This is a genomic window from Streptomyces sp. GQ60 (assembly GCF_059758875.1).
Genome location: NZ_JCAXEG010000001.1, coordinates 864,888 through 883,363, shown reverse-complemented (window position 1 = coordinate 883,363; position 18,476 = coordinate 864,888). Strand labels below are relative to the sequence as shown.

The 18,476-nt window shown below is 69.4% G+C and carries 11 protein-coding genes; 6 read left to right on the top strand and 5 right to left on the bottom strand.

Annotated features, from left to right (window positions below; translation table 11 throughout):
• Nucleotides 1-94: 94 nt before the first annotated feature.
• From AC6CKD_RS04105 to pglZ, 4 genes are all read left to right on the top strand, one after another.
• A complete protein-coding gene (locus AC6CKD_RS04105; protein WP_498325173.1) occupies nt 95-979 on the top strand; it encodes a helix-turn-helix domain-containing protein in 885 nt (294 codons plus the stop codon).
• Nucleotides 976-1,182: a DUF397 domain-containing protein gene (locus AC6CKD_RS04100; RefSeq protein ID WP_498325172.1), complete on the top strand. Its 207-nt coding sequence runs from the start codon at nt 976-978 to the stop codon at nt 1,180-1,182. The genes AC6CKD_RS04105 and AC6CKD_RS04100 overlap by 4 nt, the downstream gene beginning before the upstream one ends.
• 189 nt (nt 1,183-1,371) lie before the next feature.
• Nucleotides 1,372-5,295, top strand: a complete 3,924-nt coding sequence (gene pglY / locus AC6CKD_RS04095; protein WP_498325171.1) for a BREX-2 system ATPase PglY — start codon at nt 1,372-1,374, stop codon at nt 5,293-5,295.
• Nucleotides 5,292-8,189 carry a BREX-2 system phosphatase PglZ gene (gene pglZ, locus AC6CKD_RS04090; protein WP_498325170.1) on the top strand — a complete coding sequence of 966 codons (2,898 nt, stop codon included), beginning with the start codon at nt 5,292-5,294 and terminating at the stop codon, nt 8,187-8,189. Before pglY ends, pglZ begins: the two co-directional genes overlap by 4 nt.
• Before the next feature lie 39 nt (nt 8,190-8,228).
• On the opposite strand, the gene AC6CKD_RS04085 is transcribed toward pglZ, so the two are convergent.
• Nucleotides 8,229-9,281: a CBS domain-containing protein gene (locus AC6CKD_RS04085; RefSeq protein ID WP_498325168.1), complete on the bottom strand. Its 1,053-nt coding sequence runs from the start codon at nt 9,279-9,281 to the stop codon at nt 8,229-8,231.
• 1 nt (nt 9,282) lies between these two features.
• Complete coding sequence (locus tag AC6CKD_RS04080) at nt 9,283-11,085, bottom strand: GmrSD restriction endonuclease domain-containing protein (RefSeq protein WP_498325166.1); 1,803 nt, start codon at nt 11,083-11,085, stop codon at nt 9,283-9,285.
• Between the two features lie 184 nt (nt 11,086-11,269).
• On the opposite strand from AC6CKD_RS04080, the gene brxD reads away from it, so the two are divergent.
• Nucleotides 11,270-12,604 carry a BREX system ATP-binding protein BrxD gene (brxD, locus tag AC6CKD_RS04075; RefSeq protein WP_498325164.1) on the top strand — a complete coding sequence of 445 codons (1,335 nt, stop codon included), beginning with the start codon at nt 11,270-11,272 and terminating at the stop codon, nt 12,602-12,604.
• Nucleotides 12,601-14,745, top strand: a complete 2,145-nt coding sequence (locus tag AC6CKD_RS04070) for a DEAD/DEAH box helicase (protein ID WP_498325163.1) — start codon at nt 12,601-12,603, stop codon at nt 14,743-14,745. Before brxD ends, AC6CKD_RS04070 begins: the two co-directional genes overlap by 4 nt.
• 90 nt (nt 14,746-14,835) lie before the next feature.
• On the opposite strand, the gene AC6CKD_RS04065 is transcribed toward AC6CKD_RS04070, so the two are convergent.
• The 3 genes from AC6CKD_RS04065 to AC6CKD_RS04055 all read right to left on the bottom strand — a co-directional run bounded on the left by AC6CKD_RS04065 (nt 14,836) and on the right by AC6CKD_RS04055 (nt 18,219).
• Nucleotides 14,836-16,152 carry a helicase-associated domain-containing protein gene (locus AC6CKD_RS04065; RefSeq protein WP_498325162.1) on the bottom strand — a complete coding sequence of 439 codons (1,317 nt, stop codon included), beginning with the start codon at nt 16,150-16,152 and terminating at the stop codon, nt 14,836-14,838.
• The gene (locus AC6CKD_RS04060) at nt 16,149-17,312 is read right to left on the bottom strand and encodes a hypothetical protein (RefSeq protein ID WP_498325161.1); all 1,164 of its coding nucleotides are present in this window, start codon (nt 17,310-17,312) and stop codon (nt 16,149-16,151) included. Before AC6CKD_RS04060 ends, AC6CKD_RS04065 begins: the two co-directional genes overlap by 4 nt.
• Before the next feature lie 271 nt (nt 17,313-17,583).
• Nucleotides 17,584-18,219 (bottom strand): ATP-binding protein, encoded by a 636-nt coding sequence (locus AC6CKD_RS04055; protein ID WP_498325159.1) that lies wholly within the window; start codon nt 18,217-18,219, stop codon nt 17,584-17,586.
• Nucleotides 18,220-18,476 lie beyond the last annotated feature (257 nt).

The window sequence follows — 18,476 nt, the reverse complement described above, 5'->3', positions numbered from 1 at the left end:
AATCTGCAACGTTGCAGAGCGACTTCACATCAATCTTCGCCCTTTCGAGTTAAGCGCACTCCCTGGAGGCGGCAACTCTGCTAGACGTGTTGCCATGCTGACGAAGAGCACGACCACCAGCCCCTCGACCGTCCTCGGGCGCCAACTCGGCGACGAGTTGCGTCGTTTGCGCGAGGCAGCCGGACTGACGACTGCGGAGGCCGCAGAGGCACTCGACTGCACCAAGGGCAAGATCAGCCGTATCGAGAACGGCCGAGTGGCCGTGCGGCTGCCCGATCTGACCGCGATGCTGCACGCGTATCGGGTCTCGGATGCAGACACGCAGACCAGGCTCAGCACGCTGGCCCGAAAGGCCAACCGTCGGCGCAGGGAAGGCTGGTGGAACCAGTACGGACCCGTCCTTGCCGACACCTATCGCGACTACATCGCGCTGGAAGCAATGGCAGGATCAATTCGGACCTTCCAGGCGCAGCTCATCCCTGGCCTTCTGCAGACACCCGACTACATCCGCGCAGTCACTGTCGCCTCCCAGCAATGGCAGACCGGGGACGAGATCGAGCAGTTCGTCCAGGTGCGGCTCGCCCGCCAGGAGCGTCTCGGCGGAGACTCCCCGCTACACCTGTGGGCCGTGCTGTCGGAGGGCGTACTCCTGCAGCAGGTTGGCGGAGGAGCGGTCATGCGCGCACAACTGGAGCGCGTACTCGCCGCATCCGAGGCGCCCAACGTGACCGTCCAGGTACTGCCGTTCGCACGCGGGGCCCATGCGAGTATGTTCGGCCCATACGTAGTGCTGGGCTTCCGCGAGGAAGGTGCGCTGGACGTAGTGCTGGCGGACAACCCAACCGGATCCATCTGGCTGGAGCGGGAAGCTGAGGTCTCTCGCTATCAGGACCTGTTCGACGCCGCACGCACCTCCGCACTCTCGCCCTCGGAATCCCGTGCTGTCATCGAGCGCAGGGCCAAGGAGCACAGAACATGATCAACGGACGCCACAAGACGCCCGATCTGACAGTCGCGAACTGGCGCACGAGCACGTTCAGCGGCGGCAACAACGAGTGCGTCCAGGTCGCCGACAACGTCCCTCACCTCATCCCCGTCCGCGACAGCAAGCGTCCCGCCGGCCCCGTGATCGGCTTCGCGCCCGCCGCCTGGTGCGCCTTCGTCGCGCACCTCCGCGACTGAGCCGCCTACAGAACCCGGCTTCACACCACCCACCGGTTACGATCGAGGGTGGGCCGCAGGCCGTCACCGCGTCAACACCGGTCGACCGACACTCCCCGATGTCCCGTGCACACCGCACGTGACATCTCGCGTGCTGCCGCCCGCACGAGGACGACGTAGGCACCGGATAACAGGAGACGCGAGACAGACATGGCTTCGACCGCCCCCACGGCCCCCATGCTCCGCGACGTCATCGACATCAAGACGTCCATCTCGACCTCCGACTTCGTCCTGAAGCTGGCCGAGGCGGTTACCGATGAGGGCACCGAGAGCGCGCTGCGCGACTACGTGGTCACCGAGCGGCTCCTCGAGAACTTCGACGACGCCCTGGGGCTGATCAAGGCCGCCCTCGACGGGCATACCTCGAAGGCTGCCTACCTCCACGGTTCCTTCGGTTCCGGTAAGTCGCACTTCATGGCCGTCCTGCACGCCCTCCTCCGTCGTGCCCCGGCCGCTCTCTCCCGGACCGACTTCGATCCGATACTGGCCAAGCACGAGTGGCTGAGCGTCGACCGCAAGCAGTTCCTGCTCGTCCCGTACCACATGCTCGGCGCGAAGTCCCTGGAGCAGCGCGTTCTCGGTGGGTACGTCACCCACCTCAAGCGGCTGCACCCGGAAGCCCCCGCTCCGCAGGTCTACCGGACCGACTCGCTCTTCGCCGACATCCGCTCCCACCGGGTACGAATGGGCGACGAAGCCTTCATCAAGGGCCTGGCCGGCGCCGACGGGGACAGTACAGCGGTAGCTGCCGACGACGACGGGGACGACTGGGGCGACGCCTTCGCCTGGACACCCGAGCTCCTCGACACTGCCCTCGATGCCGAGGAGTTCGACGGCAGCGAGGAGGGTCTCAACCTCGTCAGCCCCTCCACCCCCACCGAGCTGCGCGCGAAGCTGGTCCACGACGCGAGCGTCACCTGGTTCCCCGGCTTCACCCAGAACGCCGGCGAGGACGAGCACGGGTTCATTTCCCTCGACGCAGGTCTCGCCGTGATCGCCGAGCACGCGAAGTCGCTCGGCTACGACGGCCTGATCCTCTTCATGGACGAGCTGATCCTCTGGCTCGCCAACCGCATCCACGACGAGAAGTTCATCTCCCGCGAAGTCGACAAGATCACCAACTTCGTGGAGGGTGCGGACGCCCGCCGGGCCATCCCGATCGTGTCCTTCATCGCCCGCCAGCGCGACCTGCGCGAGCTGGTCGGCGAGGAGACCTCCGGCGTCGCCGAAGCCGCGATCCAGGCCAGCCTGAACCTGGCCTCCGGCCGGTTCGACAAGATCACGCTGGAGGACCGAAACCTCCCGCAGATCGCGAACGCCCGCCTCCTAAAGCCCAAGGACGCCGAGGCGGCCGCCAAGCTTGACGCGGCCTTCGCGAAGATCAAGCGGGTCGGACCGCAGGTGTGGGACGTCCTGCTCGGCTCCGACGAAGGGACCACCGGGGCGGACGAGGACTCGTTCCGGCTGACGTACCCCTTCTCCCCCGCCTTCATGGACACCCTCGTCCACATCTCCTCAGCTCTCCAGCGCTCCCGTACCGGTCTGAAGCTGATGGGCCAGCTCCTCGCCGATCACAAGGACGACGCGACCCTCGACCAGCTCATCCCCCTCGGTGACCTCTACCCGGTGATCGCTGACGGCGGCGACAAGCCGTTCGTGGACAGTCTGAAGGCCGAGTTCAAGGCGGCCGACAAGCTGTACCGCAGCAAGCTCCGTCCGCACCTGCTCGCCACGTACGACGTCACCGAAGAGGACATCGAGCGTTACCGGCACCGGCCGACGAGCTTCACCGACCAGCAGCTGATCAGCCGCTGCAAGGGCTTCATCGGGGACGACCGGCTGGTCTGTACGCTGCTGCTGTCCTCCCTCGCCCCCAGCGTCCCCGCCCTGCGCGATCTGACCATTCGCCGCCTCGGCGCGCTCAACCACGGCTCCGTGGTGTCTCCCATCCCGGGTGCCGAGGTCGGAGTCATCAAGGCCAAGGTCGACGAGTGGGCTGCCCGCTTCGCCGAGATCACGGCCACCGGAACCAAGGCCAACCCCGGCGTACGGCTCGAGCTGGCCGGCGTCGACGTCGACTCGGTCATCGCCAACGCCAACATCAACAACAACCGGTCCAACCGCCAGGCCCTCGCCAAGCGGCTCCTGGCGGAAGAACTCGGCCTGAACCGCCTGGACCAAATGGGCGCGGACGAGCTCCGGCTGATCTGGCGCGGCTCGAACCGGACAGCCGAGGTGGTCTTCCTCAACCTCGCGGACCCCGAAACGCCGGATCACGAGTTCGCCCCCGGTCAGGAAGGCCAGTGGCGGTTCGTCATCGACCTTCCCTACGACGAGGGCACCTACCGGCCGCGCGACGATTCCAACCGCATGCAGAAGCTCCGAGAGCGGCCCGGCGTACCGGCGCGCACGGTCGCCTGGATCCCCACCCACCTCTCGAACGCGCGGTACCAGGACTTCCAGCGCCTGGTCACCATCGACTACGCACTTGCCGACCAGCGGCGCTTCGACCAGTACGCCCAGCACCTCAACGCCGACAACCGGGCCCGCGCCAAGGGCCTGCTCGAAGGCCAGCGGGAGGCCCTCAGCAAGACGGTGAAGGCCGCCTTCAAGCAGGCGTACGGCTGCGCGCAGAAGACTTCCGCCGATGTCGACGTGTCCTTCAACGACCACTTCGAGTCGCTGATCGAGATCCCCGAGCTGCGCGTCTCCATCGGTCAGTCCCTCGGCGACGGCGCCCGCCACATCGCCGCGAAGCTGCTGGCCCAGCAGTACCCGGCTCACCCCGACCTCGACCCCGACGGCACCGGCACCGCCGTGAAGCCCTCCGACGCGAAGACCGTCTTCGGCTACATCCGCGCCGCCGTCGAGGCAGGCGACCGACAGGCCGAGATTCCCGCCAAGGACCGCACCGCGATGCGGCGCATCGGCGTGCCGCTGAACCTCGGGCAGCAGAAGGAGGCGTACTTCCGGCTGTCCACCCGCTGGGTCGAGCACTTCGCGCTCCAGGCCAAGACCAGCGGCGGTCCCGGGGACCTGAGCGTCGTCCAGCTCACCGACTGGATCGACCGGCCCGAGGCGATGGGGCTGGACACCTTCCTGGCCAACCTCATCATCGCGTCCTACGCGGAGATGGACGACCGGGTGTGGGTCCGGGGCGGATCTCCGCTCGACCCCTCCCCCGGCCCCCTGGAGATCAAGCCGGTCGACGGCCTTCGGTCCCAGCCGCTGCCGGATGTGGAGACCTGGGAAGAGGCCGGGCGCCGGTACTGGGAGATCTTCGGCGAGAAGCCTCCGACCTTGCGGCGAGGCCGGATCGTCAGCCAGTTCTCCCGGCAGATCAACGCACAGGTGCGCCGCTTCGGGGAGCATGCGGCAGCGCTCGTCGACGAGCTGGAGAAGCACTCCGTGCTGCTCGGGCTGGACGCTACCGACGAGTCCGGCCGACTGGCCATCGCCCGGCGCTCGCGCGATCTGCTCGACCAGCTGAAGAGCCTGGACATCGGGGCGGCCGGCGGTACGGCCCAGGCGAAGAAGATCATCACGGCCTTCGCCACCTTCGAACTCGGCCAGGTGACGGCCAGCCGCTACGGCGCCTCCATCAAGCAGGCCGAGTCGGTGGCCGACGCCCTGGCCCGGGCCGCCTGGGACATGCTGAAACTGGCCCCCAAGTACGGTGCCCAGGGCGAGGCCGTCCTCGAAGCGCTGCGCGGAGCCGCGCAGGCCGACCAGCGCACCTCGAACCTCAAGGACGCCCTGCTAGAGGCGCGCCGCGCGATCGTGAGCGTGATCGACCGCAGCGAGACCGCCAACGCTCCGGCCCGCCAGCCCCAGGCTCCGGTAGAGCCCTCGCCTGGGTTCCCGGCCAGCCCCAACGAGATCGACCTCAACACCGAGACCAGCCACCCGCCGGTCCCGACCTCGCACCCCGAGCCCGGCAAGGCCTCCCGGCGCTCCGGTGGTGGCCGTACCAAGGCTGCCCAGGCCGCCGCCCAGCTGCGCGCCGAGCTGGCCGAGCTGCTCGCCGCCGAGCCGGACGCCACCGTAGAGATCACCTGGCGGGTGGTGGAGTGACCCCGCCGGGCGACACCACCAGTGCGGTACGCCTCAACAGCGCCACCATCACCCAGTACCTGGCCTCCCAGGCCACCCGCCTCAGGCCCGGCAAGCGCCGGAGCGTGCTCCTGCGCGCCGCTGCCGTGTGGGACGGCCCTGCGGTGCTGACCTGGGCGGATACGCGCAAGGCTCAGGTCCGGACCGCCCCCTCCGCGCTCGCCGTGTACGAGCTGGTCCTCGGGCACGTCGCCCCGGAAGCCGCCGGGCCCGAGGTGCTCGTCGTCCTGACCGACCGCGAGGAGGCCGAGCTCGGTCCCGACCTACTGGCCAAGGTGCACCGGCAGCGGGTCAACGCGGTCGACACCTGGGACGTCGTACGCGAATCCTTCGCCGCCCGCGGCACGGACACGCGACTGCTCGAGGACAACTGGGCGGCCGAATCCCTGCTGGACGCCACACCGCCAGGCGGTTGGCCGGCGCTGCGCGGAGGCATGCTCTCCCGGCGCGACGCACTGACCTCGCTCGCCCTGCGCAGGCTCGGCATCGGCCGGTACGACCCCGACCTGGACCTCGACACCTCAGGATCGGTGGGCAACGACGACACCCTGGACGTACCGGCCCTGCTCACCTGGTCCCTCGTACCTGGCGGGCCGGACCGCTTCCTTGCTCTCCGTCCGCCCGAGCGTGACGGCCTGAAGCGCTTCCTCGGCGGCGACGACCAGGCCGGCGAGGCCGGACAGGCGCTGTTCGCGCTGGTCTCGGCCGAGCACGGTGCTGACGCGGTCGCCTTCGGTCTGCTGTGCGCGGCGCTGTGGGAACATGCCGACGCGGCCGCGGACGCCGATGTCTACCGGGCCCGCGGCCGTGCCGAGCGCTGGTTCGGCGAGGACTTCGCCGTACGCGAGGACGCCTTCGACTCGCTCGCGATGAAGTTCGGGCGGGCCTGCGAGGCCTTCGTGTCCGGACTGCTGATCGCCGGTCGCACGGGCACCCCGGAGGGCGACGCGTCTGCGGCCCGGGCGCGCCGGCTGCACACCATCGTCCTGGACCGGGCTGCGGCCCTGGTCCAGCAGTTCGGCGCCGAGATGGCGGAGCGCAGGAGTCCGCTCTTGCGAGCCGGGCTGGAAGCCCGGTTCGCAGCGGTCGGCGAGGCGCTGCTCTCCGGTTCGCCGGAGCAGACGAGCACGGCGCTGGACGCACTCGACGCCCACCGCCTGGCTCCCGGCACGGACGAGCAGATCCGCATCGGCCGGGCCCGGATGGCGCTCCGGCTGATGCAGTGGCTTGCCATGGCTCCGAAGAGCACGGCGCCGACCGTCTCGGCCGCGGTGAGCCGTCACATGGCCGAGACCGGCTGGGTGGACATGGCGCTGGAGCACGTCCAGGCCGGCGGGGATCCGGATCCGGTGCTGAAGTCCTCGTACGACCGGCTGTGTGCCTCGGTGCGCACCGCGCGGCGCGAGATCGACCGGGAATTCGCCCTCGCGCTGTCCGAATGGACCGCGAGCGGCCGGGATCCCGGTGCGATGCTCACGGTGGAGACCTTCCTCCCGCGCGTGGTGGCGCCGGTGGCCAAGACCGGGAAGCAGCGCGTGCTCCTGCTCGTCCTCGACGGCATGAGCGCGGCCATCGCAGCCGAGCTGGGTGAGGAGCTGCGCAAGCACTGGTCGGAGTACGACCCGCTGCCCGGCACCCACGACGAACCCCAGCGCCGCGCGATGGCGGCCGCGCTGCCCACCGTCACCGCGGTGTCCCGGACCTCGCTGTTCGCGGCCCGGCTGATGCGAGGCACCCAGGCCCAGGAGAAGCAGCTCTTCCCGGCGCACCGGTTCTGGGGCGACGGCGACGCCGCGGTGTTCCACAAGGACGACCTCCGGGCGGACACGGGGGGCGAGTGGCTGGGGCCTGAGCTGCTCGAATCGCTGTCGAGCGAGCGGACCCATGTGGCCGTCGTCCTGAACACGGTCGATGACCGGCTGTCGAGCGAACAGAAGCTGGGCGACGGTGCCTGGAGGCTGTCCGACATAGGGGCTCTGCGGGCCCTGTTGCGACACGCGGCCGCCCAGGGACTTGCCGTGATCCTCACCAGCGACCACGGGCATGTCATCGACCGGTACGGCGTACGGATCCACGCGACCGGTGTGGAATCGGCACGGCACCGCGCACCCGGAGAGCCGGTGTCCGACGTCGAGGTGCGGCTGGCCGGGCCCAGGGTGGTGGCGCCGGAGTCGGGCGGTGAGATCGTCGCACTGTGGGATCCGGATGCGCGTTACAGCGCTCAGCGGGCGGGGTACCACGGTGGCGCGGCGCTGGCCGAGTTCACGATTCCCGTGCTGGCGTTCCTACCGTTCGGGGCGACCCCGCCCAAGGACTGGCGGGAGCTCGGCAACCAGCAGCCGCCCTGGTGGCAGCTGGGTGCACAGCCCCCCGCGCTGCAGCAGCCGACGATGGTTGCCCCTGCCCAAGCAGCGGCAAAGAGGCCGACGAAGCGCACGAAGGGCGAGGCCGAGCTCGCCAAGAGCCACGACTCGCTGTTCGATATGGCGCCGGTGCCGGACACGACGGGCGAAGCACTGTTCGGTGTCGCGCCCGTCTCCCCGGACGATGCGCTGGTGGCCGCGCTGCTGACATCCGAGGTCTTCGGGTCGCAGGTGGAAATGCTGGCCCGCAAACCAGATCTCGGACGCGTGGAGCAGGCGGTACGGACGCTGCTCGACGCAGGCGGCACGCTGCCGATGACGGCGCTGGCGCAGCGGGTGAATCTTCCGTCTTCGCGCCGGGTGGAGGGCTTCGCGGCGGTGCTTCGGCAGCTGCTCAACTACGACGGTGTGCAGGTACTGGAGACGCTGCCGGACGGACGGACCCTGCGACTGAGTACTGCCCGACTGCGGGAGCAGTTCGAGCTGAAGTGACGGGGTGGGGTCACCAGTGATCTGGCGACCCCACCCGCCTCAGATGTCCTGCACGTAGTGGCGGAGCAGCTGGCAGAACTTCCGCAGTTCCTCGTGGTGATGATCAGGCAGTGGCTGCGGGTCGAAGTGCGCAATCTTGTTCCGGATCGCTCGCACCCGGTCGAGCTTTCGAACGAACTGAACGCGGTCCTCACCGGGCCACTGGAGGGCGTGCCAGTTGAGGTCTGCCTGCGGGCGGAGCGACTCCTTCTGCTGCTGTCCGTCGAGCAGTTTCACATAGTCGCCGAACATCAGGTCCGAGATCTGTCCGGTCTTCCGGTTGTTCGGCTGGATGGCTCGGATGGCATCGGGGTCGATGGCCTTCCCGAGGCATTTGCGCAGCCGCATCTCGATCTCGCCGATGAGGAAGAACGGCCTCGCAGTCGCGGCGAAGCGCTCGGTGATGTCCGCGGCCGTGACGATCCCGCGGATCGCGCCGTCGTTCCCGCGGATCAGGGCATACCCATGCTCACTGATCATGGGCAGCAGAGAGAAGAAGTCCTGGTTGTCCTGGGCGACGGACCAGTCACCGGGAGCCTCGGACGCATTGGCCACGGTCGGCGGCAGGCCGAACTCGTACATCCTGGCCACCGACCTCCAAGTGACCACTCCGTGGAGAACGTTCTGCCCCTCGATGATGGGCACCTGCGAGAAGTTGTTGTGCCGCATCAAGTGCGTGACGGTTTCCAGCGAAGCGCTTGGGGGCTGGGCCATCAGCCCGCCGCCGGGCGGGAGCACGTCGCCGATGTTCAGAGGGCGCTGCGGCAGCAGGCCCTCCGCGGTGTCGTCCAGATCGGCGTCGGTGTCCGACTCGTCACTGTCCTGGACCACGGTCACCGGGGTGCCCAAGGCCTGGACGAACACCTCGGCGTGATGGCCGCAGGTCGCGAAGTACGGGACGGTCGACAGACCTGCCGCGTTCAGCGCCGCCTCGACGGCCAGCACGGTGGACGGGTCACGGCGACGGGCACCGAACAGTGCGAGGAGATCCAGGACCGGAAGCTCCTTGCCCTTGAGATCCCGGAGCTGCTGCTCGGAAGGGGTGCTGGGCATATCAGTTCTCACCGTCCCAGCCGCCGCGGAAGACCGTCCCCTTGCCCATGGCCTGCCGGACCAGGTCCAGCAGCTGCTTAGCCCGGTTCTCGTAGAACAGGTCGAAGTCCATCTTGTGCAGGGTGGCAGGGTCGATCAGGTGGGTGGCGATGACATCGTCGAACCACTCCTCGCGGAGCCCGGACTCAAGCTGCAGTGCAGTGAGGTACGAAGCCGGCGGTCCGATCATGCTGCGACTGGCCCGGAAGGACAACGGCGTCTTGTTGACGATGGAGTTGGTCTTCTTGCCGTGCTGGCCGGTCGCCCACGCCTTGGGGAAGATCTGCCGGACGTCGACGCTCTGGGCCACGATCTTGTCAGCGTTCAGCGGTGCTTCGGTGAAACACCAGTCCACCGCACCCTGCTTGATCAGGAGCGCGTAGATCCCCTTGTAGGCAGCACTGTTGCGGGTGGTAAGGCTGTCGAGCCGCTCGTTGAGGAACGCGGCCTCCCTGACCGTGTCGGGGATGATGCCCGGTTCCCGGCGGATCCACCCGACGAGCTGTTCCACGTCCCGGGTCATGCGCCGCTCGATGGACGCGCCGTACATCTCGCCCAGGACGCCGTTCCAGTACCACTGGGCGATCTTCTCTTCGCCGTCCGCGGTATCCGTGCTTTCTCCGACGATGGCGCGTACCGCGGCCAGCGGCACGAGCTGCGGGCGGTACGGCAGGTCGCCGCCCCGCACGATGCACTGGCCCTGCAGGAACGAGCCGACCCAGGCGAAGGCCTCGGCGATCCGCGGCGCCAGCCGCCTGAAGTCGGCCAGCGGCAGTTCCAGGAGGTCGCGTCGCTTACAGGAGAGGGAGGAGCCCAGACCGGCCTGCTTCCGCTCCCAGGTACGCAGCAGAGCCACCGCCTGCAGGAAGTCGCTGCTGCTCAGACCATCGTCCAGGCCTGCTTCGAGGCTGCCGAGCACCGGATGGCGCGAGGCGAGGTCTGTCTTGATCCGCAGCCATTCCGCGGGCAGCTGGTAGTAGTCGTTGAACTCCTCCACGTGGGCCTGGTCGCCCGCGTAAGTGGCGGTGAGCAGCTCGAACACGTTCAGAGGGATACCACCCGTGTTCACCCGCTCGAACACGGCGCAGACCGCACCCATGGTGGTCGTGGCCGGCAGGTTGATCATCGGAACGTTGAAGGCCTGGACGTGGTTGAGGACGAGGTCCTCGAACTGCGACCAGTGGTCCCAGTTGGAGCCGTCCAGCTGAACGTACGCCCGGTGCCACGCATTGACGCGCTTCGTGTCGAAGACCACGTTCAGCGGGAAGTATCCCGCCTGGCACTCCTTCTCCGTCGTACTCAGATCGAGTACACCGCGGCCGAGGCCGTCTGCCTTGAGGATGCGGTCCTCCGGGACGGAGACGATCGCCTCATCGCGCTCCGAGGGCACGCCGATCGCCTTCGCGATGTCGATGTAGTACCAGCGCTTCAGCGGCTTGTTGCGGTCGTCGACGGTCTCCACCGGCGCATCGCGGTAGAGCGCCTGGAAGAGCGAGGTGAGTCGCTGCTGCCCGTCCAACAGGAGTAGATCGGGCGTACTCGAATCCTCGCCGACGCCATCAAGCGTGCGGGTCCGGAATTGCGGTGCGCCCCCCGTCTGCAGCGTCATCGCGACGCCCAACGGGTAGTCGAGCGTCACCGTGGCGATGAGCGCTTTGATGCGCTCGTCCTCCCATTTCCACTCGCGCTGAAAATCCGGAAGCTGCAGGGCTCCGGACGCGATCTTCTTCAGAAGATCCTTGAGTGTAGGACTGTCAAGCGACACGCTGATCTTCCCCCACCTGGTGCATTAGTCGTGCAGTCCGCAATTGCACCAACGTGATCACGCCACCGTCAACCGACATTCCGGACTCCATCAGAACGGCAGGGATGGATTCCAGCCACCCTCCCGCCACCCACTCTGCGGGCTCCGTCCCCTGCTCCCCCGTGCCCAATGAAACACTGGTCAGGTGAGCACCGACCAGCCGATCCGCCCAGCCGCCGTGAGCGCCGCCCGCCGCCGGGACGTCATCGACGCCCTGCGCCGCGGCGCCGTACCCGAGAGCGGGCTCGACCTGCTGGCGACCGGACTGGACCGGTTCGAGTCCGCCCTCGACGGCGAGCTCGACGCCGTGGCCGACGGCGCCTCCGTCTTCAAGGCGGTGCGCGGCGAGTACGGGTCCGGAAAGACCTTCTTCACCCGATGGCTGGGCGAGCGGGCCAAGCGGCGCAATTTCGCAGTCGCCGAGATCCAGGTCTCCGAGACCGAGACTCCGCTGCACAAACTGGAAACGGTGTACCGGCGGCTGACTGAGCGGCTGGCCACACCCGGTTTTCCGCCCAGCGCCCTGCGCCCCGTCGTAGACGCGTGGTTCTACGCGCTCGAGGAGGATGCACTCGCCGCAGGCGTGTCCGACGAGGAGCTCTCCGCCGCGGTGGACCAGCTCACCACAGCGCGGCTCGCCGAGGTGTCCCGGCACGCGCCCTCCTTTGCCGCAGCACTACGCGGCTATCGTCAGGCTCAGGACGAGGGCGACGAGGCCACTGCCGCGGCGGTGATGGCGTGGCTGGGCGGCCAGCCGCACGTTGCCGCATCTGCCCGTCGGGCGGCCAGCGTACGCGGCGACCTCGACCACTTCGGCGCATTCGGCTTCCTGCAGGGGCTGCTGACCGTGCTGCGCGATTCCGGCCACGCGGGGCTTTTCCTCGTACTGGACGAAGTGGAAACGCTCCAGCGGGTCCGCTCCGATGCCCGCGACAAGGCGCTCAACGCGCTGCGTCAGCTCATCGACGAAGTCCACTCGGGACGCTTCCCCGGTCTCTACCTCGTCATCACCGGCACTCCCGCCTTCTACGACGGCCAGCAGGGCGCACAACGCCTGGCTCCCCTCGCCCAGCGGCTCGCCACCGACTTCACCACCGATCCCCGGTTCGACAATCCACGCGCCGTGCAGATCCGGCTGCCAGGCTTCACCCTGGAATCCCTGATCTCCCTCGGGATCACCATCCGCGACCTGTACGCGAACGGCTCCACGGTGCCCGCGCGAGTCGCCTCCCACGCCGACGACGCCTACGTGGCGGATCTCGCCCGTGCGGTGGGCGGAGCGCTCGGCGGGAAGGTCGGCGTGGCTCCCCGGCTCTTCCTCAAGAAGCTCGTGGGCGACGTACTGGACCGCATCGACCAGTTCGAGGACTTCGACCCGCGCAAGCACTACGCCCTCACCGTCAACGCATCGGAGATGAGCCCAGTGGAGCGCAACGCTGCAGCCGCCCGGGCCGACGATGTCGAGCTGGACCTGTCGTGACCGACGGTACCCAGGGCCACGACCCGCTTGACGCATTGCACTCCGGCCTGGTCCACCACATCGTCAACTCTCTTAACTGGCCGGGCCTGCGACCTCTCCAGGAAGAGTCGATCACGCCGCTCATGGAAGGCGCCGACGCCGTACTGCTCGCGCCCACGGCCGGCGGCAAGACGGAGGCCGCCGTCTTTCCGCTGCTGTCCCGGATGGAACTGCAGGGCTGGACCGGCACGTCGGTGCTCTACGTCTGCCCCCTCAAGGCACTTCTGAACAATCTGCTCCCGCGACTCGAGACCTACACCACCTGGCTGGGACGCAGCGCTGCCCTCTGGCACGGTGACGTAGCGCAATCACGGCGTCAGCGCATCCTGCGGGAGCGGCCGGATGTCCTGCTGACGACCCCCGAATCGCTCGAAGGAATGCTGGTCAGCGCGAACGTCGACCATCGGGCTTTCTTCTCGGGCCTTCAGGCGATCGTGGTCGACGAGGTCCACGCCTTTGCCGGCGATGACCGCGGCTGGCACCTGCTGGCCGTGCTGGAACGGCTGGAGCGCGTCGTCGGGCGTCCGATCCAACGCGTCGGCTTGTCGGCCACCGTGGGGAACCCCGAGGAGCTGTTGAACTGGCTTCAGGGGTCGGCGTCCGGCAAACGGCCTGCTCGGGTGGTTGCACCGCATCTGCGGGAGAAGACACCCGCATTGCCGCCGCCTGGTGACGTGCAGCTCGACTACGTAGGGTCGCTGGCCAATGCGGCAACGGTCATCACGGCGTTGCACCGAGGCGAGAAGCGGCTCGTGTTCTGCGAATCCCGGCGCCAGGTGGAGGAACTCGGATCCAGCCTGCGGGCAAAGGGGGTGACCACCTTCCTCTCCCATGCGTCACTGTCCGCAGACGAGCGGCGACGCGCCGAGGAAGCCTTCGCCGAAGCACGCGACTGCGTGATCGTCTCCACCAGCACCCTGGAGCTCGGCATCGACGTCGGAGACCTGGACCGGGTCATCCAGATCGACGCCCCCGGCTCAGTTGCCTCCTTCCTGCAGCGGATCGGCCGTACCGGCCGCCGGCCCGGCTCCTTGCGCAACTGCCTCTTCCTCGCCACCGACAGCAGCGGACTGCTGTCCGCGGCCGCCCTGCTGCTCCTATGGAGCCGCGGCTGGGTCGAGCCGGTCACCGCGCCCCCCGAGCCCCGGCACATCGCCGCACAACAAATCCTCGCCCTATGCTTGCAGGAGCATCGCATCGGCGACCGGCTGTGGCAGGAGTGGTGGGGCGGACTCGGCCCCTTCGGTCCGTCCGCCGAACCGATCGTGCGCCACCTGGTTTCCGAGGGCTACCTCGACCAGGACGGCGGCATGCTCTTCATCGGGCCCGAGGCGGAGAAGCGGTTCGGATACCGCCACTTCATGGACCTCACCGCGGTGTTCACGGCTGCCCCCGAGTTCACCGTGCTGGCCGGCCGCACGGAGATCGGTACGACCGATCCGGTGCTGCTGACCGAGGAGGTCGCAGGTCCGCGCCGGCTCCTGCTCGCCGGCCGCAGTTGGCAGGTGACGTACATCGACTGGTCGAGGCGCCGCTGCTTCGTGGAGCCGGTGGACGGCGGGGGACGAGCCCGCTGGGGTGGCCTGGGTATGGCCCGCACCACCTCGTACGAACTCACGCGCGCGGTACGCGAAGTGCTGCTCGGGGAAACTCCTCCCGTCGTGCTCACGCGTCGCGCACTGGGGGCGCTCACCCAAGCCCGGGAGGAGAACGGCGAACTCGTCCACGCCGAGGGAACAGTGATCGTCCGGGGAGGCCGCGACACCAACGTCCGCTGGTGGACATGGGCCGGATACCGGGCCAATGCCACCCTCGCCGCCAGCCTTGGTCCGGTCACCGATCCACTGCAGCGCCCGACCGCCGCGTACCTGCGACTTCGCGAGGACATCACGCCGGATGAATGGGTGAAGGCCACGACTGATGCCTCCGAGCAACTGTGCTTGCCCGCGGTGGACTCCCGGGCGCTGACCGGCCTCAAGTTCAGCGCGGCGCTACCGCCCCGGCTTGCGGAGGCCACACTCGCTGCCCGCCTGGCAGATCTCGGCGGCGCTGCCGCCGTGCTACGAGAACCGGCCAGGATCGTTATTCGTACGCACCCGTAGAAGGTCGCCCGACCGTAGCCGGGCCCGTCTCGACATGCACTCCCGGCGTGGGCGCCGAGGGCTGCGGCGCGACGTCTGGCCCCCTGCCTCCTATCCGGTCGTGGTCAGCGCTGCGGCGAGCGTGCGGGCGCTGGCCGGGCCACCGCGGCGCTCTTCGCCGTACGGCGGGTGGGCCTGGTCCAGAGTCGGGAGGAGGCTCGGTGCGCGGTCGGTGGGGGCGCGGTCGAGGAGCGTGGTGCCCGTCTCGGCTTCCTGGGTGGGGGCGTAGCCAGCCGTGCGGAGGGCTGACAGCGTCTCCTCCGGCGGGGCTGTGGAGATCAGGACCGTGGGGGCGATCCGGCGTAGGCGGAGTTTGGTCAGGGCTCGGGACTGGGCTACCTCGGCGATCAGGGCGGTGTCGTCCGAGCGGATGCAGCAGGCCGAGCGGACCACCTTGAGTCGTCCGTGGGTGCGGGCGGTGTCCTTGATCGTGTAGGCCAGTGGTTGGGGAAGGGGGGTGTCGCGCTCGCTTGCCGCCGTGAGGCGGTCGAGGAGTTCGTCCGCGCTCCAGCCGGCGTCCAGGGACCGGCGGATGGAGGTTGCCGTGATGCGCCAGACCACCGCGTGGCCCTCGGACTCGATGTCTCCGACAGCGGAGAGCAGGTCTGCCAGGGCGGGCGCGGGTGCGCCGGTGACCGTGGCGGTCAGGTCGCTCTGGAACCGGGCCGTGTAGCTGGGCTCGGGCAGCGCTGCGTACAGCTCCTCGCGGAGGGTGGCCACCGCCTTCGCCAGGGCGGGCCGGAGGGCGAGGTCTTCGCCCAGGCCCTCCGAGCCGCGGGCGGACGGGTCGGCGCCCGCGCCGGGCACTGCCGGGTAATGGTGGGCGGCTCCTGCCTCCAGCAGCCGGCACAGGGCCCGCCCGGCGGGGGTGAGCGCGCCGTGGGCCACCACGCCGAGCAGGGCCGCCTCTGTCAGGGTGGCCGCCATGCGGTCGAGGACTCCGTCCAGGCCGGTCAGCTCCCCCGTGGCGTCTGCGGCCAGGTGAGCGCGCAGGGCGGGCTGGAACCATGCGGCCAGGGAGAGCAGTTCGGTGTATCCGCGCGCGTTCGCGGTCAGCCCGTGTCCGTCGGGGAGGACGGCGAGCGCTCGTAGGACCCCGGTGCGGAGGGTCACGGCGTCCTCGTCCTGCGGACTGACGAGCGCGACTGGGGTCTCGTCGGGGTCCGGCCAGTGGCTGAGTACTGCGGGGACCACGGCCCAGGCGGCGAGGAGCGACAGCAGTTTGCCCGCGGGCGGAGCGGCGGCCCAGGCGTCGTAGCGGTCGCTCGGCAACAGCCGGGCGGAGGGCTTGGGGGCCTTGGGGTTCCGGCGGCCGCGGGAAGAGGGGGCCGGTTCGTCGTCACGGGGCGCGGCCAGTCCGGCGTTCACCGCGAGATCCAGCCACAGCCGGGTGCCGGCCTCATCGGCCCCGGCCGCCTTGGCCAGCCGCCGGGTGTCCCGTACGGCGATCCCGCCCGCCTTGCGGATCGCGACCGGCTGGGTGGCCAGCGCCCGCAGGACCAGTTCGGCCCGCCAGGCGGCCGCCGCGGCGGCCGTGCCGCCCTCGCCCTGCCAGCCGGACGGCAGCGGCGCGGTGGCGGTGAACTGCTCCGGTTCCAGCCGGGGGCTGGGTGCCGCGCCCCCTCGCGGAGCGCGCGGGCGACCTCGTACGGAAGTTCCACGAGGTCTAGCCCGGAGGGGATCAGTAGTCCGCGCCCGGCCAGCCAGTCGGTGCCCTCGTCGCCACTGCCGCCCTCCCGGAAGACGTACCTGGCGTCCGGGCCCGCGTACTGCGACCCGTACCGGCCGACGAAGCAGTGGGTCCGCAGCAGCGGCGGGCCGGGTACCAGGTGGTCCAGCAGCTCCAGCGCCCGGACCGGGGCGTCCGCCACCAGTGCCCGCACGCGGGCGGGATCGGCGAGCAGAGCGGTGATCAGCTCCTGGGCCTGGTCGCGGGTACGGCCCGCGCCCTCGCCGAAGAGGGTTGCGGCGATCCGCTTGATCTCGGGGGCGTTGTAGGCGGTGGTCAGCAGCCGGTCGGCTGTGCGCCCGTAACCGTCGAACCCGGCGGCGCGGACGTGCAGCAGTGGTGGGAGTGCCAGTTGGCCCTTGGGCGCGGGAAGCAACAGCGCGCGCTCCCGGAGCCGGGCGAGCGTGCGTTCGGCCCGCTGCCGCTTCTCCCCCGGCTCGAACCAGGACGCTACGTCCCGCTCGGGCACCCATCGGTCCGCGGGTTCCACCGGGTAAACGGGCTTCCGCTGTTGCCAGGGATACCGGGACCCGTCCTCGACCTCGCCACCTGCTACAGGGCCGTGCCGCTCCAGGGCAAAGGCGGCGATGGAAGCGAGCAATTCGAGTTCTCCGGCCGTGCCCGCCATCAGGCCCTGGCCCACCGACTCGTCGGTGAGCAGGTGTTCGCCGAGCTCGCGGAAGGTGGTGATCCGTCGGTGCCCGGCGGCGAGCGGCAGATCCCGCTCCTCCAGCAACGCGGTCAGCCGCTGAGGATCCAGGGTTCCCAGCCATTTCACAAGGGCGGTACGCGCATTCACCCGGCCAGGTTAGCGCCGTCCGGTTACCCCGCGGGAGTGAACCGGACCCGTCACCTCGCCGCCGCGCAGACGGGCTTCGACGTCCGGAAGGTTCTGAGAATGCAGGCGATGTCTTCCGCCCCTGGCCGCGTGTCCGGCTCGGCACCGGGCACGGCGAGCGTGTCTCGTACCAGGACGTCGTACTCACGTCGGCCGAACGGCTGCGACTCCAGCCACTTCATCGAGCCGTTGAAGTGAACCGGCCCTGCCACGGGTTCGCGGTCGGCTCCGATCAGGTCGATGTCCGGGTTGTTCTACCGGTTCCACCAGCCGCCGACCGCCTCCGTCTGCGGCCACATCTCGTCGGGCAGCAGCCGCAGCAGCGACGCGCGGACGACCGGCTCGACGGCCCGGCCCCGCCATGTCGTCCACGACCGCTCGATGCGCTCCAGCGCCAGATCACCGCGACCGCGCTCGATGAGCGGGATCCGCGTTGCAGAAAAGCCAGCCGGAACCGCAGGTACGGATCGGCGATGCGATAGCGCTTGTTCTTGCTGTCCGCCCTGACCGAGAGCGGCAGGTCAGCGGCCAGTACTCGCTTGGCCAGCAGCGTGTTCAGCAGGAGAGACAGCGTGCCCGAGGGCAGCGCGCCCGCACCGCCGGCCTGTGCCGCAATGGTGGAGAAGGTCCGCTCGCCACTGCCGACCGCTTCCAGGATTGCCCGCGAGTGGGACGCCTCGGGAAACTCCCCCAGCAGCAACAGTTCGCCCGCCACCAACAGCGGGGCAAGCGGGTTGGACACAGCCTCGCGCAGAAACTCTCGGCGGCCCATCCCCGGCCGCCACGACTGAACGATCTCCGGGAACCCTCCAGTGATCAGCAGCGCGTCCACCGCTTCCGCCGCGTCAAGGCCGGTCATCGCCTGCACATCCCGCACCTCCACACCCCGAGCAACCAGCCAGCGGCGGGGCTCGGGAGGTGGCCCCGCATCAGCACGCAACTGCGGACGGTCATGTAAGGGGCGGCGCCGGATGCGATGCCAACGTGGGGCGCAGCCCAGCCGCACCGCTATCCCCCTGCCCGCCGGAGCATCGCTTATCAGTGCGCCCCACGGGGTCCGCCAGCTCTGGTCAGCTCAGGACGTTCGGACATCGGGCACGGCTTTTCGGCGGGGGCGCCCGGGCA

Bases quoted from the DNA above. Each gene is read 5' to 3' on its own strand.
- AC6CKD_RS04100 (WP_498325172.1), top strand. From the start codon at position 976: ATGATCAACGGACGCCACAAGACGCCCGATCTGACAGTCGCGAACTGG.
- pglY (WP_498325171.1), top strand. From the start codon at position 1,372: ATGGCTTCGACCGCCCCCACGGCCCCCATGCTCCGCGACGTCATCGAC.
- AC6CKD_RS04085 (WP_498325168.1), bottom strand. From the start codon at position 9,281: ATGCCCAGCACCCCTTCCGAGCAGCAGCTCCGGGATCTCAAGGGCAAG.
- AC6CKD_RS04105 (WP_498325173.1), top strand. From the start codon at position 95: ATGCTGACGAAGAGCACGACCACCAGCCCCTCGACCGTCCTCGGGCGC.